Here is a 13,538-nt window from a genome sequence, read left to right on the forward strand (position 1 = left end):
TATTGCCCCCGATCCCAACCAACCATCACAGAAGGGGGATTGAGCGCGTGAAGGGTGATCGCGTCGAGATAGTGGTGGACGCCGGCGACACAACACGTACATATGAGGTGGTGGCGAGCAGGGCGGGCCGTCGGGTGGAGACGGCGGTGCGCCGAGGTGTGGTGGAAGTGAGCGAAGTCACCCGCAACGGCTCCGTGGTGCGCACCGCCCGCTTCATGGCGACCAGGGTCCTGGCTCTGGTCGAGCAGCCGGTCCCGCGCGAGGACAGCTCAGAGAAAGCGGGGCACACCGGACTCCCCCTCAGGGAAGACCCCGAGACGTAGGGCGCCATCTCCACCCAGGGGAGTACTTCGCAGGTCATTGCTCATCCTCCGGGAGGCCCGCCAATCGGTACGAGGGCATGACGACCCGCACCCGCCGTACGCCTAGATTTGAGGTCAAGCGGCGGGTGCAGCACTCGTCCCCCGAGGTCAGACACCCGCCGCTGCCAACGACAACTGAGTTCGGTCAACGGAGCACGGTCAGGAGAGGGACCATGGCCCACACGGCACCGCGGGCATTGATCCGCACAGAGGGACGCAAGGCGTACAACGCGGCGTTCCACACCCGCCGCACGGGCCGTCGCCACCCGCTGGTGGCGACCTTGATGGCACTTCCCCTGGCGGTCCTGCTCCTCGTCGTCTTCGACGGCTGGGAGACCGTGGCCACACAGGCGTCGTCCGTGGGAGTGATGCTGGGGCGCTGAGCGGCGACCCCAGGCCCGGAAGAGCGGTCCGGGCGGGGACATCCACCCATGAAACCCCGTGGGGACGGGGGTGCGGCGGACGGCAAGAAAAGCCGGCGTAGCTGGGGAGCTACGCCGGCTTTGCTGTGCCCGCCCGCCTTTCGACCACGCAGGCAGCCCGACCCGCCGTACCGCCGTAGGCTCACGACGAGACCGACACTGCCCGCTCCCAGGAAGCTCCGTGACCGCCACCCCCCTCCTCTCCCAGCTCACCCACCGAGCCAGGACCACGGCACACGCACACGCGGCGACCTGCCCCTGCGAACCCGGCGGAGCCACCCTCACCGACCGCCCCGACGGCACAGTCGTCCGCCACGCCGACACCGTCGCCAAGGCCCACGCCCCGCACACCGACCCCACCGAACTGACCGCCCGCCTCACCACGGCCGCACACCTCCCCGGCATCCTCCTGTCCCCGCTCGACCCCACCGCCCTGCACCTGCACGACCGCCTGGTGACGCTCTGGCCGTACGGCACCCCCGTGGACCCGGAGGACCCGGACGCGGCCCCCTGGGAAGCCGCGGCCACTCTCCTCGCCCGTCTCCACCGCACACCCGTCCCGGTCCCACTGCCCCCGATGCGCGGTCCCCGCAAGGCGCTCCGCGCGATCACCCGCCTCCGCGCGGCCGGCCCCCACCCCGCGGCGATCCCCGTCCTGCGCGCCTGGAACCTCCTCCCCGCCTGGGCCCGCGCGGAGGCACCCCAGCCCGACACGACCACCCTCTGCCACGGCGACCTGCACCTCGGCCAGCTCGTCCGGTACCCGGCCCCCGACGGCCCCTGGATGCTGATCGACGTCGACGACCTGGGCACAGGTGTTCCGGGGTGGGACCTGGCGCGGCCCGCCGCCTGGTACGCCTGCGGGCTGCTCCCGGCCGACGAGTGGGTCCGTTTCCTGGCCACCTACCGCGCGGCGGGCGGCCCGGCCGTGCCCGCAGACGGCGACCCCTGGCCCGCCCTGGACGTCCCGGCCCGCGCCCTCACCGTGCAGACCGCGGCCCTGGCGATCGTCAAGGCGGTCACGGCGGGCCGACCGCTGGACGAGGTCGAACAGGCCGTGGTGGACGCCTGCGAGCGAATGGGTTCCGTCCCGCCCGAGTTGGCGCCCGGAATCGCGAAGTAGGCTGCAACCGACCGGGGCCGGACGGAGTCTGTCCTGGGGAAACACCAAGATGTACCGACGGGCGAGGAGTTGAGCCGAGCATGCAGTGTCCGAAGTGCCATGCGCCGATGCACACGTACAACCGCAACGGCGTCCAGATCGAACAGTGCAGCAACTGCCGCGGGATCTTTCTCGACTACGGCGAGCTCGAAGCGCTGACGCGCGTGGAGTCCCAGTGGCAGCAGCCCGCCCCGCCGCCCCCGGGCCCGCAGGCCTACCCGGCTCCGCCCGCGCCCGCCTGGGGCGCCCCGCACGGCGGTGGCCACTACGGCGGTCACGGCGGCCACCACCGCCACAAGAGCTTCGGCCACATGCTGTTCTCCAGCTGACCGGCACACGGAAGAACCCCCGGCCGTACGAGACGGCCGGGGGCTTCGATGTGTGGACGATACTGGGATTGAACCAGTGACCTCTTCCGTGTCAGGGAAGCGCTCTCCCGCTGAGCTAATCGTCCTCGGGACCACGATCCGGGGATCATGGGCGGTGCGTGCGCGATACTGGGATTGAACCAGTGACCTCTTCCGTGTCAGGGAAGCGCTCTCCCGCTGAGCTAATCGCGCGGGGATCCTTGCGGACCAGTGGACGATACTGGGATTGAACCAGTGACCTCTTCCGTGTCAGGGAAGCGCTCTCCCGCTGAGCTAATCGTCCTTGGAGGTGGAGACGGGATTTGAACCCGTGTAGACGGCTTTGCAGGCCGTTGCCTCGCCTCTCGGCCACTCCACCAGGAGCGTAGGGGTTCGGGAAGAGCCCCCACTTCCTGCGAGCGGACGACCAGGTTCGAACTGGCGACCTCAACCTTGGCAAGGTTGCGCTCTACCAACTGAGCTACGTCCGCTTGTCGTTTCCGCTCGGCTTGCGCGTCGCGGCGACGAGTTGAACTCTAGCGGATTCCGGGGCCAGCACAAAAACGCGTTTGTGCAGCGTGCTGGCCTGCGTCTACGGGAACGCATGGTCAGGGCACCCATGGGGACATGGCCGGGCAACCTGGGAGACGCCCGCCATAGACTCGACGACGTGCTCGACCTCGTTCCCCTCGCCCGTTTCGGCGGCCGCGTCGCCACCGGTCTCCTCGATGTCACCAGCGATCCCGCGGCCCTGGACTCCACCGGTTTCTGGGCGGTCGCGGCCGACTTCGAGGGCCGTCTGACCTGCGCCCGCTTCCGGGACGTACGACCCGAACCGGTCCCGGCACCCGTCCCCGGCGCCTGGCACGGCCCCGCGTCCGACGCCTGGACCTCGTCCCTCGACCGCGCCGCCTACACCGCAGGCGTCCGCCGCATCCGGGAGCACATCGCGGCCGGCGAGGTCTATCAGGCCAACCTGTGCCGGGTCCTGTCGGCGCCCGTCGCGCCCGACGCGGACGTCGACGCTCTCACCGCCCTGCTCGCCCGGGGCAACCCGGCGCCGTACGCAGGAACGATTCGGCTGCCGGGTCACGGCGTCGAGACGGCCACCGCTTCCCCGGAACTCTTCCTGCGGCGCACCGGCCGGGTCGTCGAGTCCGGTCCCATCAAGGGCACCGGACGCACCGAGGCGGACCTGCTGGAGAAGGACTACGCCGAGAACGTGATGATCGTGGACCTGGTCCGCAACGACCTCGGCCGCGTCTGCGCCACGGGGACCGTCACCGTGCCGGACCTGTGCGTCCTGGAAAAGCACCCCGGCCTGGTCCACCTCGTGTCGACGGTCCGGGGCGAACTGTCCGAGGGCGCCGGCTGGCCGGAGCTGCTGGCCGCCGCCTTCCCGCCCGGGAGTGTCACCGGCGCCCCCAAGTCCAGTGCCCTGCGCGTCATCGACGCCCTGGAGACCGCGCCCAGAGGCCCTTACTGCGGCGGCATCGGCTGGGTCGACGCCGACCGGGGCACCGGCGAGCTGGCCGTCGGCATCCGCACCTTCTGGATCGACCGCGCCGACGGCGTGCTCCGCTTCGGCACCGGCGCGGGCATCACCTGGGGCTCGGACCCCGAGGGGGAGTGGCGGGAGACCGAGCTGAAGGCGTCACGGCTGCTCGCGGTAGCGTCGGGTGCGTACGAGGTGAGTGGAGGGGCTCTTTCATGAAGATCTGGCTCGACGGCGGGCTGCAGGACACCGAGTCCGCCCGTGTCTCCGTCTTCGACCACGGACTGACCGTGGGCGACGGCGTTTTCGAGACGGTGAAGGCGACGGACGGCAAGACGTTCGCGCTGACCCGCCACCTCGACCGGCTGACCCGCTCCGCACGCGGCCTCGGGCTGCCCGACCCCGACCTCGACGAGGTACGCCGCGGCTGCGCGGCCGTCCTCGACGCCAACCCGATGCCGTTCGGCAGGTTGCGCATCACCTACACCGGCGGCCACGGACCCCTCGGCTCCGACCGCGGCGAACACGGCCCGACCCTGGTGATCGCCCTCGGCGAGGCGAACCGCCGTCCCGACTCCACGGCCGTCGTCACGGTCCCGTGGACCCGCAACGAACGCGGCGCCCTCACCGGCCTCAAGACCACCTCGTACGCCGAGAACGTCGTCGCCCTCGCCCGCGCCCACCAACTCGGCGCCTCCGAGGCGCTGTTCGCCAACACGGTCGGCCAACTCTGCGAAGGCACCGGGTCGAACGTCTTCGTCGTCCTGGAAGGCGAGATCCACACCCCGCCGGTCACCTCTGGCTGTCTCGCCGGCATCACCCGCGCCCTGACCGTCGAATGGACCGGCGCCAAGGAGATCGACCTGCCGCTGGACGTCCTGGAGCGCGCCGACGAGGTCTTCCTGACGTCGTCGCTGCGGGACGTACAGGCCGTGCACCTGGTGGACGAGCGTCAACTCCCGGGCGTGGCGGGCCCGGTGACCAGCAAGGCCATGCGCGTGTTCGCCGAGCGGTCGGGCGACGACCTCGATCCATAAAAGCCTCGTTTACTCGGCTGACCTGGTGCTCCCGGTCGGGTAGAACTCCTCTGATGACCACGACCCTGCGGCCGACCGAGCCGTTTCAGCACGAGGCCGACGGAACGCGTTCGCGCCGCTACCAGGTGTGTGTGAACAGCCGTCCCGTCGGCGCGATACATCTCGCCACGAGTCCGTTCTTCGGCGACTCGGTGGCCCAGATCCTGGACCTGCGCATCGACGAGCAGGACCGTCGGCGCGGCCGTGGCACGGTGGCCGCGCTCGCCGCCGAGGAGGTGGTGCGCGGCTGGGGCTGCGAGCGGATCGAGGCGTCCGTGCCCGCGGAGGCCGAGGCGGCGCTGAAGGTGGCGACCGCTCTCGGCTACGTCCTGCGCAACCGCCACATGGAGAAGCCGCTCGGCGACACCCCGCCCGAACTGCCCGCGGGAAGCCGGGGGCGGCCCATGACCCGGGAGGAGTTCGGCCCCTGGCAGGACCTCGGAACGGAGAGCTTCATACAGAGCTGGACCGAGCGCGGTGTACCCGAGGACCAGGCCCGAACCCGGGCCCTGGAGGGCAACGCCACCCTGCTGCCCGACGGAGCGGACACGCCGGGCATGGTCTTCAGCGTCCTGGAACACGAGGGGACCGCGGTGGGCACGCTCTGGACGGGCCCCCGCGACGGCAAGGCCTTCGTCTACGACGTGGAGGCCGACGCCGCCCATCGAGGCAGGGGTCACGGCCGCAGTCTGATGCTCCTGGCCGAGGCGCAGGGCATCGCGAACGGGCTGCCCACCATCCGGCTGAACGTCTTCGCGGGCAACACCCCGGCCGAGCGCCTCTATGAATCGCTCGGCTACGAGACGGTCACCCACCACCTGTACAAGAGCCTGCTCTGAGGCGTGCCGCGCGGGTCACTCGCCCCCGGAGAGCAGCCGGTCGGCGATCTCTTCGATCCGGGCGCGGAGCCCGTCCTGGCTCTTACCGCCGTCGAGAAGCTCGCCGTCGATGACGTACGTCGGGGTGCCGGTCACGCCGATGGCCTTGCCCTCGGCCTGGTCGGCGTCGACGATCAGGATGTGCCGGCCGTCGATCAGCGCGGTGTCGAACTCCTCGGCGTCCAGACCGAGTTCACCGGCGACCTCGACCAGGAAGGGTTCTCCCTTGCGGTCCAGCTCCGTGACCCGGCCGAGCACGGCCTCGACGTAGTCCCAGCCCCGCCCCTGTTCCAGGGCCTCCTCGGCGGCCTGCGCGGCGGCGAAGGCGTGCTTGTGCTTCTCCAGCGGGAAGTGCCGCAGCCGCAGCTCCAGCCGGTCGCCGTAGCGGGCCCGCAGGGCGCGTACGTCGTCCAGGGCGCTGTGGCAGTCCGGGCACTGGAGCTCGCACCAGACGTCGAGGACGGGGGTGCGCGCGGCGGAGAGGTCACTCATGGCACCAGTCTCCCAGCCCCGGATCCCTGGCCCCAACCGGGACCACCGGCCGCACGCGTACGACGCCGACCGGCACCTGGGGAGGATGCGACCCGGAGATGTCCCTGATGTCGCACCGGGGCATGGCCTCCCGGGGACCGGACGGTGCAGGATGGAAAGGACGAAGTGCACACTGCCGGACCCGAACGGAATCGAGCGGGCCCGGACCGACCATGACCGACCGAGACCCGCCCGACGGACCTGCCTGGAGGACCGGATGATTGCCGAGACCGTCTGTTCCGCCGTCTCCGCGGCCGGCCTGGGCATCGCGGCGGTCACGGCGTACCGCAAGCGATTTCTCTCCGCCGCCCGGATCGCCGCCTATTCGCTGGTGCCGGTCGGCCTGGTGATGACCGGGATCGTCGGCTGGGTGGCCGACACCGCGTTCAGCCCCACGGCCTGGGCGGGCTTCGTCGTGCTGGGCGGTGCCTGGCTGATGTTCACGGGCACCCGTGCCGTGGAGCGCCGCCGCGGCGGCACCCGCAAGGAGCGCAGGGCGGCCCGGGGCTCCACCCAGTCGGACGCGGTGGCCCCGGCGGCCTCCGCCCCCTCGCTGGGTCCGGCCAAGCGTCCGGCGACCCGACCCGCCGCGGCGACCCGGGCACAGAGCGGGGACGACTTCAGTGACATCGAGGCGATCCTGAAGAAGCACGGCATATGACGGCCGGACCGGACCGCGACTGAAACGACACAGAGTGGGCCCGGTCCGTCGGTAACCGTTCAGGACCCGACGCGACCCGAAACGGACATCACGGAATTCAGCGAACTCCCTCTCTTATCGGGCGTGTTGATCGCGTCAGGGGTCTCCGCTGCGTCATCATCGCGGCGAGATGCTGGACACGACACAGAGCGATGCCGCGCCACCGAAGGACGAGCCGCGCGGCTGCCTTTTCGCCCTTTCCCAGCCACCGCTGATGATCTTCCTAGCGGTGATCGGGTGTCTGCTGCTCATGGCCTCGCTGCACGACCTGCTGATGCTGTGAGCCGTACTCGTGGTCCCCGACGTCACCCGCCGGGGGCCACGACCTCATCGACCTCGTCGACCTCGTCGAGATGGGCCGCGGACGTCAGCCCGCCGCCTCCTTGCGCCGGGCCCGGTACGCGGCCACGTGCAGCCGGTTCCCGCAGGTGCGGCTGTCGCAGTACCTGCGGGAGCGGTTCCGGGAGAGGTCGACGAAGGCGCGCCGGCAGTCGGGGGCCTCGCAGCGGCGCAGCCGCTCCTGCTCGCCGGCCACCACGAAGAACGCGAGTGCCATCCCGCAGTCGGCGGCGAGATGGTCGGCGACCGAGGCGCCGGGCGCGAAGTAGTGCACATGCCAGTCGTAGCCGTCGTGGTCCGTGAGCCGGGGGGTGGTGCCGGCGGCGGCGACCAGATCGTTGATCACTCCGGCGGCGGCCCGGGGGTCCGGGGCCGAGAAGACCGAGGCGAACCGGCCGCGGATCCGGCGCACGGCGGACAGGTCGAACTCCGACAGCACCCCGACATCGCTGATCTCGTGGTTCCGGACGAAATCCGCGAGCAGCGCGACATCCTGCAGTCCGTCCGGCGCCGCGGCGTCCTCCGGTGCGGTGTTCACCAGATCGACCACGGTGTCGAGGGCGCACCGGGTGTCGTGGGTGATCAGCACGTTTCGCTCCCTGGCCTGGGGGTCGGGCGGGCGCCCGCCGATGCTGGCCGATGGTAGTGGCTTCCCGGAGGGCGGCCCTATGCCTCTATGAACGGCACCAAGCCCCTGGTGGTTCCCCGGACCACGGAGAGCCGCGCGCGCGGTGGAGCCCGGGGGAGTCGCGCGGCTGGCGGCCACGCGCACCGGCGCCGCCCCCGCGACGAATCGCGGCGACGGCGCCGGTGTCTGCCCTATGCGGTTGTCTGGGCCCGAGCCGTCTCCCCGAGTTCGGACGGCGCCGGGCGGCTTGGTCGGGACCTCGCGCTAGCTCTCCGCCAGGATGTGCGACAGCTCCTGATCCAGGTCGAAGTGCCGGTGTTCCGTGCCGGGTGGCACGGCCGCGTCCGTCCGCTTGAGGAAGGACTCCAGGGCCCGCGCTGGGGCCTCCAGCAGGGCCTCGCCCTCCGGAGAGCTCAGTGCGATGCAGACGACGCCCTGACCGTGACTACGGGATGGCCAGACTCGGACGTCGCCGGTGCCGGTGGGCCGGTGGAGGCCCTCCGCGAGAAGGTCGCGGGCGAACACCCACTCGACGGTCTCCTCGGCTCCGGTGTGGAAGGTGGCGTGCACGGCGTAGGGGTCGGCCGTGTCGTACCTCAGGCCTGCGGGGACAGGCAGGGATGACTCGCTCGACACAACGAGGCGCAGGTGCAGCTCGCAGCTGACCGTGGTGTTCATAAGCGCCAGGGCCTTTCGCTCAGTGTGCGCTCGGGGATTCGCACGTCGGCGAAATCGACATGCCACCTACGGTGCCGTTGTAAACCCCTCTGAGTGTTTTGCGTGCCTTTACGTAACTCTTCCGGCCGAGAGCTCGATCGCTCCGTGCGGCCATTCCGGTGACTGGTTTCCCTCGGGTAGGGTTTGTCCGTATGAATACGGGGAGTGACGAGCCGGGTGAGGTTGCCGTGGCGCCTGACGGGGCGGCCGGTGAAACGCCGGACGAGACGAGAGCGGACGCGGCGCGGGACGAGCAGGGGCTCGGTTCCAAGGCGCCGGAATTCATCAAGGCGCGCCGTGCGCTCCATGTGAGCTGGCAGGTCGGCGTCTTCGTCGTCGGCCTCGCGGTCGTCGGCGCCGGCATCGTCATGCTGCCGCTGCCGGGACCCGGCTGGGTGGTGATCTTCGGCGGCATGGCGATCTGGGCGACCGAGTTCGTCTGGGCCCAACTGGTGCTCCGCTGGACCAAACGCAAGGTCACCGAGGCGGCACAGCGTGCGCTCGACCCCGCGGTGCGCCGCCGCAACATCGTCCTGACCTCGATCGGCCTGGTGATCGTGGTCGCGCTGGTCGGCGTCTATGTCTGGAAGTTCGGCGTCGTGATGCCCTGGAAGATCAAGGATCAGTGACCCGGTGGCGTTGTCGGGGTGCCTCCCGCGCTGGTCGGAGGCACCGCTGACATGGGGTAATGTTCTCCGTGCGCCCGGTTCGCCGCGCGCCCGGGGCGATTAGCTCAGTGGGAGAGCGCTTCGTTCACACCGAAGAGGTCACTGGTTCGAACCCAGTATCGCCCACCCCGGAACGACGGCCCGACTGCGATCACGCGGTCGGGCCGTCGTCGTTCGCTCGCCGGGCCGTGTGGTCAACTCCCCACCGTCCAGGCGTTTTTCGGCCGGTCGGGAGCTGAGCGCGGCAGGCCGCTTTCTGTTCGGCCGACCGATCGCGGGCGTCTCACCTGCGGTGTCCCTCCCGCCGTCCGCCCGGTGGGCTCGTCGGCGTCGTCGTAGCGCTCAGCCGGTCCACAAGAAAATTCTGTCCGAATCATTGACGCACTCCGAGGGCCTCCGTACCTTGTGCCAGCAAGCGCTTACTTGAAACGATTCATGCAGGTGGCAACGACGCTACGGGGAGGGCCCGTCATGGGAACCGGCACGAATATGGAGAGGCGTACGGTCTTGAAGGCCGCCGGAGTCTCGGCGGTCACGCTCGGCCTGGCCGCGACGGGATGCGGTGGCAACGACGGCACGTCCGCGGACGGGTCGGTGACGATCCGTTACTCGTGGTGGGGTGCCGAGGAGCGGGCGAAAAAGATCAATCAGTCCATCGCGCTCTTCGAGAAGAAGTATCCGAAGATCAAGGTGAAGACGGACTTCCAGGACTATCCCTCTTTCTGGGAGAAGTTCCAGACGCAGGCCGCTGGTGGAAATCCGCCGGACGTATTCCAGAACGCCGTCGGATTTCTTCGGAAGTACGACAAGAGAGGCGTCCTGCTCGATCTCAAGTCACAGATCGACGCAGGCAATCTGAGCCTGGATCACTTCCGCGCGGGCGTCACCAAGGTGGGCGAGGTCGACGGAAAGCAGCTCGGCATTCCGGTCGGTTCGAACACCATGGCGCTGGTCATCGACAAGAAGGTCTTCGAGCGGGCGGGCGTCGACGCCACGGCCGGCTGGACCTGGGACGAGTACTTCAAGGCCCTCAAGACGATCCACGACAAGACCAAAGTCCCCGGGGACACGGGCTACTTCGGCATCATGTACCTGTACGACCTCTACCTCCGGCAGAACGGCAAGGCGTTCTTCACCAAGGACGGGCTCGGTTTCCAGGAGTCGGATCTGACGGAGTGGTGGACGGACGGGTACGGCCGGGTGAAGGCCGGCATCGTCACCTCCCCGAAGGTCGTCGCCCAGGACACACCGAAGTCCTCGCTCTCGGCCGGCCATGGCGCCTCGGAATTCACCTGGGACAACTTCGCCGTCCGCTACTCGGCGGAGGGCAGCAGCACCTACGGCCTCGCGCCGATCCCCACCACCGACGGCAAGGACACCGGCCAGTACCTCGCCTCCCTGATGCTCAGCGGCTCCGCTCGCACCAAGCACCCGAAAGAGGTCGCCCAGTTCATCGACTTCATGGTCCACGACCCCTCGGTCGGCAAGATCATGGGCTACGACCGGGGCATCCTCGCGACCACCGAACAGTACGACGCCTTCAAGCCGACCGACACGGTCCAGAAGGAGATCGCCCAGTACGAGGTCGACACCGCCAAGGCCGGGGTCCTCGGGACGATCACCCCGCACCCGTCCGGCGCCGACACCGCCGAGTCCGCCTTCCTCCGGATCGGCGGGGACATGGCCCTGGGCAAGACCAAGGTCGCCGACGCGGTGAAGCAGTTCTTCTCCGAGGCGCAGGCCGCCTTCTCCGCCTGATGGGAACCGCCGTGACGCTCGTCAAGGACGCTCCGCCGCACGCCCGGCAGACCCGTTCCGCAGCCCCCGCCGAATGGAAGCGGCGGGGGCGCCGCGAGAACCTCGCCGGCTATCTCTTCATGTCCCCGTGGATCGCCGGCTTCCTGCTGCTCACCGCCGGCCCCATGGTCGCCTCGCTCTACTTCGCGTTCACCGACTACAACCTCTTCAACAGCCCGAAGTGGATCGGCTTCGACAACTTCACCCGGATGTTCGACGACCCCCGGTGGCAGAAGTCGGTCGAGGTGACGGCGAAATACGTCGTCATCGGCACCCCGTTGAAACTCCTGCTCGCCCTCGGCGTCGCCATGCTGCTCGCCCAGAGCCGCCGCGGCCAGGCCCTCTACCGGGCCGCCTTCTACGCCCCCTCGCTCATCGGCGCGAGCGTCTCGATCGGCTTCGTCTGGCGGTCGCTGTTCTCCGACGGCGCCGTCGTGGACCGTACGCAGTCCTTGTTCGGTGCGCATGTAGGCGGCTGGGTCGGTGACCCCGACTGGATCCTCTACTCCCTGGTCGCGCTCACCGTGTGGCAGTTCGGCGCGCCCATGGTCATCTTCCTCGCCGGGCTCAAACAGGTACCGAAGGAGCTGTACGAGGCGGCCGCGATGGACGGGGCAGGCCCCTTCCGCCGGTTCTGGAACATCACGCTGCCGATGATCTCCCCCGTGCTGTTCTTCAACGTGCTGCTGGAGACGATCCACTCCTTCCAGATCTTCGGCTCGGCGTACGTCATCTCGAACACCAACTGCGGACCGGCCGACGCCACCCTCGTCTACACCTGTTACCTCTACCAACAGGGCTTCAAGAACGCACAGATGGGCTTCGCCTCCGCGATGGCCTGGATGCTGCTGCTCGCCGTGGCTCTCGTGACGGCCGTTCTCTTCTGGTCGCAGAAGAAGTGGGTGCACTACGAGGAGGACGCCCGATGAGCCGCCCGATGAGTGTCACCACCATCACGAAGTCCCCGGGCCTGGGCCGCAGGCGCACCGGCTCGCTCGTCTGGCACGTCGGGGCGCTGGCCGTCCTCGCCGTCGTCCTCTACCCGGTGCTCTGGGTCATCGGCGCCTCGTTCAAGCCGAGCAAGGACGTCATCGGCAGCCTGCAACTCTTCCCCGGGCACCCGATCCTCGCCAACTTCAAGGGCCTGGCCAAGGGCATCGCGGACATCTCGATCTGGACCTTCTTCCAGAACTCCCTCTTCTACGCCCTCGGTTCGGTCCTCGGCATCCTCATCTCCTGCTCCCTGACGGCCTACGCCTTCGCCCGGATCAGGTTCGCCGGCCGCAACCTGCTGTTCTCCCTGATGATCGGCACGCTCCTGCTGCCGTACCACGTGCTGCTGATCCCGCAGTACGTGATGTTCCAGAAGCTCGAACTGGTCAACACCTACGTCCCGTTGCTCATCGGCAAGTACCTGGCGACGGAGGCCTTCTTCGTCTTCCTCATGGTGCAGTTCATGCGCAACCTGCCGAGGGAACTGGACGAGGCCGCCCGCCTCGACGGCTGCGGACATCTGCGTATCTACTGGTCGATCGTGCTGCCGCTGTGCCGGCCCGCGCTCATCACCAGCGCGATCTTCACCTTCATCAACGCCTGGAACGACTTCATGGGCCCGCTGATCTACCTCAACGAACCGGGCAAGTACACCGTCTCCCTGGGCCTGATGATGTTCCGCGACTCCGACGGTGTCGCGGCCAACTACGGCGGCATGATCGCCATGTCGCTGGTCGCGCTGCTGCCGGTGCTGCTGTTCTTCCTCGCCTTCCAGCGGTACCTGATCGACGGTATGGCGACCTCCGGACTGAAGGGCTGAGACGGTGGCCGAAGCACGGGTGAAGGCACGCGGGGGATCGGTTCTCGCCGAGCGGTTCGGGGTGTTCGCCGAATGTCTGCTCACCGGGGTGTGGATCGCCGTCGCGTCGGCGGGAGTTGTCACGTGTCCGGCCGCGTTCGCCGCCGGAGCACGGCACTTGAGGCGTCGTACGGCCCATGAGGGCGGTGGCTGGCGGGAGTTCGTGGCGGACTTCCGGGCGGCCGTGCGGGGCGGGTGGGTCGTCGGGGTCGCCGGGTGGGGTGCGGCGGGCGCCGTGTGGGTGGACGTCCAGGCCGTGCGCGCCGGGCTGCCCGGTGGGCCGCTCGTCGGTGCCGTCGGCGTCTTCGCGCTGCTCGGGATCGTCGTCGCCGGGATGCGCGCGGCGGCGGTCTGGTCGCCGGGGGAGACCTGGCGGGCGCTGCTCGCCGCCGCCGGTCGGCGTACGGTCCTCGACCCCGCCGGCTCCTTCCTGCTCGTCGGCGGGCTGGTCCTCGTCGGCTGTTCCGCCCTGCTCATCGCGCCGTTGGCGGTCCCCGTGCTGGGGGCTGTCGCCGCGGCGGCCGTCGCCGTGGAGGAGCGCTACCGGCACCGCTGACGAGCGGT

17 protein-coding genes and 6 tRNA genes are annotated in these 13,538 nt (G+C 69.4%); 15 read left to right on the top strand and 8 right to left on the bottom strand.

Annotated features, from left to right (window positions below; genetic code table 11):
- The first annotated feature begins 47 nt into the window (after positions 1-47).
- From AB0M63_RS33135 to AB0M63_RS33150, 4 genes are all read left to right on the top strand, one after another.
- The gene (locus AB0M63_RS33135; protein ID WP_026150855.1) at positions 48-323 is read left to right on the top strand and encodes a hypothetical protein; all 276 of its coding nucleotides are present in this window, start codon (positions 48-50) and stop codon (positions 321-323) included.
- A 212-nt stretch (positions 324-535) separates the two neighbouring features.
- The gene (locus AB0M63_RS33140) at positions 536-745 is read left to right on the top strand and encodes a hypothetical protein (RefSeq protein WP_355919133.1); all 210 of its coding nucleotides are present in this window, start codon (positions 536-538) and stop codon (positions 743-745) included.
- Between the two features lie 220 nt (positions 746-965).
- Positions 966-1,907, top strand: a complete 942-nt coding sequence (locus AB0M63_RS33145; protein WP_366021952.1) for an aminoglycoside phosphotransferase family protein — start codon at positions 966-968, stop codon at positions 1,905-1,907.
- Positions 1,908-1,987: 80 nt separating this feature from the next.
- Positions 1,988-2,275 (top strand): zf-TFIIB domain-containing protein, encoded by a 288-nt coding sequence (locus AB0M63_RS33150; RefSeq protein WP_366021953.1) that lies wholly within the window; start codon positions 1,988-1,990, stop codon positions 2,273-2,275.
- Positions 2,276-2,328: 53 nt separating this feature from the next.
- Here the strand turns inward: AB0M63_RS33150 and AB0M63_RS33155 are convergent.
- From AB0M63_RS33155 to AB0M63_RS33175, 5 genes are all read right to left on the bottom strand, one after another.
- A tRNA-Val gene (locus tag AB0M63_RS33155) sits at positions 2,329-2,400 on the bottom strand.
- Between the two features lie 34 nt (positions 2,401-2,434).
- Positions 2,435-2,506: transfer RNA gene (locus tag AB0M63_RS33160), tRNA-Val, on the bottom strand.
- Positions 2,507-2,525: 19 nt separating this feature from the next.
- Positions 2,526-2,597 (bottom strand) — tRNA-Val (locus tag AB0M63_RS33165).
- 1 nt (position 2,598) lies between these two features.
- Positions 2,599-2,672 (bottom strand) — tRNA-Cys (locus tag AB0M63_RS33170).
- A 39-nt stretch (positions 2,673-2,711) separates the two neighbouring features.
- Positions 2,712-2,784: transfer RNA gene (locus AB0M63_RS33175), tRNA-Gly, on the bottom strand.
- A 179-nt stretch (positions 2,785-2,963) separates the two neighbouring features.
- Here AB0M63_RS33175 and AB0M63_RS33180 point away from each other — a divergent pair.
- From AB0M63_RS33180 to AB0M63_RS33190, 3 genes are read left to right on the top strand one after another with little or no spacing between them, the layout of a single operon-like run.
- Positions 2,964-4,007, top strand: a complete 1,044-nt coding sequence (locus AB0M63_RS33180; protein WP_366021954.1) for a chorismate-binding protein — start codon at positions 2,964-2,966, stop codon at positions 4,005-4,007.
- On the top strand, positions 4,004-4,825 hold the full coding sequence (locus tag AB0M63_RS33185) for an aminodeoxychorismate lyase (RefSeq protein WP_355919124.1): 822 nt from the start codon (positions 4,004-4,006) through the stop codon (positions 4,823-4,825). The genes AB0M63_RS33180 and AB0M63_RS33185 overlap by 4 nt, the downstream gene beginning before the upstream one ends.
- A gap of 53 nt (positions 4,826-4,878) precedes the next feature.
- Positions 4,879-5,703, top strand: coding sequence for a GNAT family N-acetyltransferase (locus tag AB0M63_RS33190; RefSeq protein ID WP_366021955.1), 825 nt, complete (start codon positions 4,879-4,881; stop codon positions 5,701-5,703).
- Between the two features lie 15 nt (positions 5,704-5,718).
- Here AB0M63_RS33190 and AB0M63_RS33195 read toward each other — a convergent pair whose 3' ends face one another.
- Positions 5,719-6,234, bottom strand: a complete 516-nt coding sequence (locus tag AB0M63_RS33195; RefSeq protein WP_366021956.1) for a DsbA family protein — start codon at positions 6,232-6,234, stop codon at positions 5,719-5,721.
- 256 nt (positions 6,235-6,490) lie between these two features.
- Between AB0M63_RS33195 and AB0M63_RS33200 the strand changes: the two genes are divergently transcribed.
- Together AB0M63_RS33200 and AB0M63_RS33205 are read left to right on the top strand one after the other, a co-directional pair.
- Positions 6,491-6,934, top strand: a complete 444-nt coding sequence (locus tag AB0M63_RS33200; RefSeq protein WP_366021957.1) for a hypothetical protein — start codon at positions 6,491-6,493, stop codon at positions 6,932-6,934.
- 169 nt (positions 6,935-7,103) lie between these two features.
- Entirely contained in the window at positions 7,104-7,256 is a 153-nt protein-coding gene (locus AB0M63_RS33205; RefSeq protein ID WP_019059824.1) for a hypothetical protein, read from the top strand.
- A gap of 84 nt (positions 7,257-7,340) precedes the next feature.
- Here AB0M63_RS33205 and AB0M63_RS33210 read toward each other — a convergent pair whose 3' ends face one another.
- Both AB0M63_RS33210 and AB0M63_RS33215 read right to left on the bottom strand, forming a co-directional pair.
- Positions 7,341-7,901 carry a CGNR zinc finger domain-containing protein gene (locus AB0M63_RS33210; protein WP_355919111.1) on the bottom strand — a complete coding sequence of 187 codons (561 nt, stop codon included), beginning with the start codon at positions 7,899-7,901 and terminating at the stop codon, positions 7,341-7,343.
- Positions 7,902-8,204: 303 nt separating this feature from the next.
- Positions 8,205-8,618: an SsgA family sporulation/cell division regulator gene (locus tag AB0M63_RS33215; RefSeq protein ID WP_004002642.1), complete on the bottom strand. Its 414-nt coding sequence runs from the start codon at positions 8,616-8,618 to the stop codon at positions 8,205-8,207.
- A gap of 191 nt (positions 8,619-8,809) precedes the next feature.
- On the opposite strand from AB0M63_RS33215, the gene AB0M63_RS33220 reads away from it, so the two are divergent.
- The 6 genes from AB0M63_RS33220 to AB0M63_RS33245 all read left to right on the top strand — a co-directional run bounded on the left by AB0M63_RS33220 (position 8,810) and on the right by AB0M63_RS33245 (position 13,530).
- A complete protein-coding gene (locus AB0M63_RS33220; protein WP_366021958.1) occupies positions 8,810-9,286 on the top strand; it encodes a TIGR02611 family protein in 477 nt (158 codons plus the stop codon).
- Between the two features lie 93 nt (positions 9,287-9,379).
- A tRNA-Val gene (locus AB0M63_RS33225) sits at positions 9,380-9,451 on the top strand.
- 345 nt (positions 9,452-9,796) lie between these two features.
- On the top strand, positions 9,797-11,083 hold the full coding sequence (locus AB0M63_RS33230) for an extracellular solute-binding protein (RefSeq protein ID WP_355919105.1): 1,287 nt from the start codon (positions 9,797-9,799) through the stop codon (positions 11,081-11,083).
- Complete coding sequence (locus AB0M63_RS33235; RefSeq protein ID WP_355919102.1) at positions 11,083-12,051, top strand: sugar ABC transporter permease; 969 nt, start codon at positions 11,083-11,085, stop codon at positions 12,049-12,051. The genes AB0M63_RS33230 and AB0M63_RS33235 overlap by 1 nt, the downstream gene beginning before the upstream one ends.
- Positions 12,052-12,059: 8 nt before the next feature.
- Positions 12,060-12,935 carry a carbohydrate ABC transporter permease gene (locus AB0M63_RS33240; RefSeq protein WP_366021994.1) on the top strand — a complete coding sequence of 292 codons (876 nt, stop codon included), beginning with the start codon at positions 12,060-12,062 and terminating at the stop codon, positions 12,933-12,935.
- Positions 12,936-12,939: 4 nt separating this feature from the next.
- Entirely contained in the window at positions 12,940-13,530 is a 591-nt protein-coding gene (locus AB0M63_RS33245; protein ID WP_366021959.1) for a hypothetical protein, read from the top strand.
- Positions 13,531-13,538 lie beyond the last annotated feature (8 nt).

This window comes from Streptomyces sp. NPDC051576 (assembly GCF_040681835.1).
GTDB lineage: Bacteria > Actinomycetota > Actinomycetes > Streptomycetales > Streptomycetaceae > Streptomyces.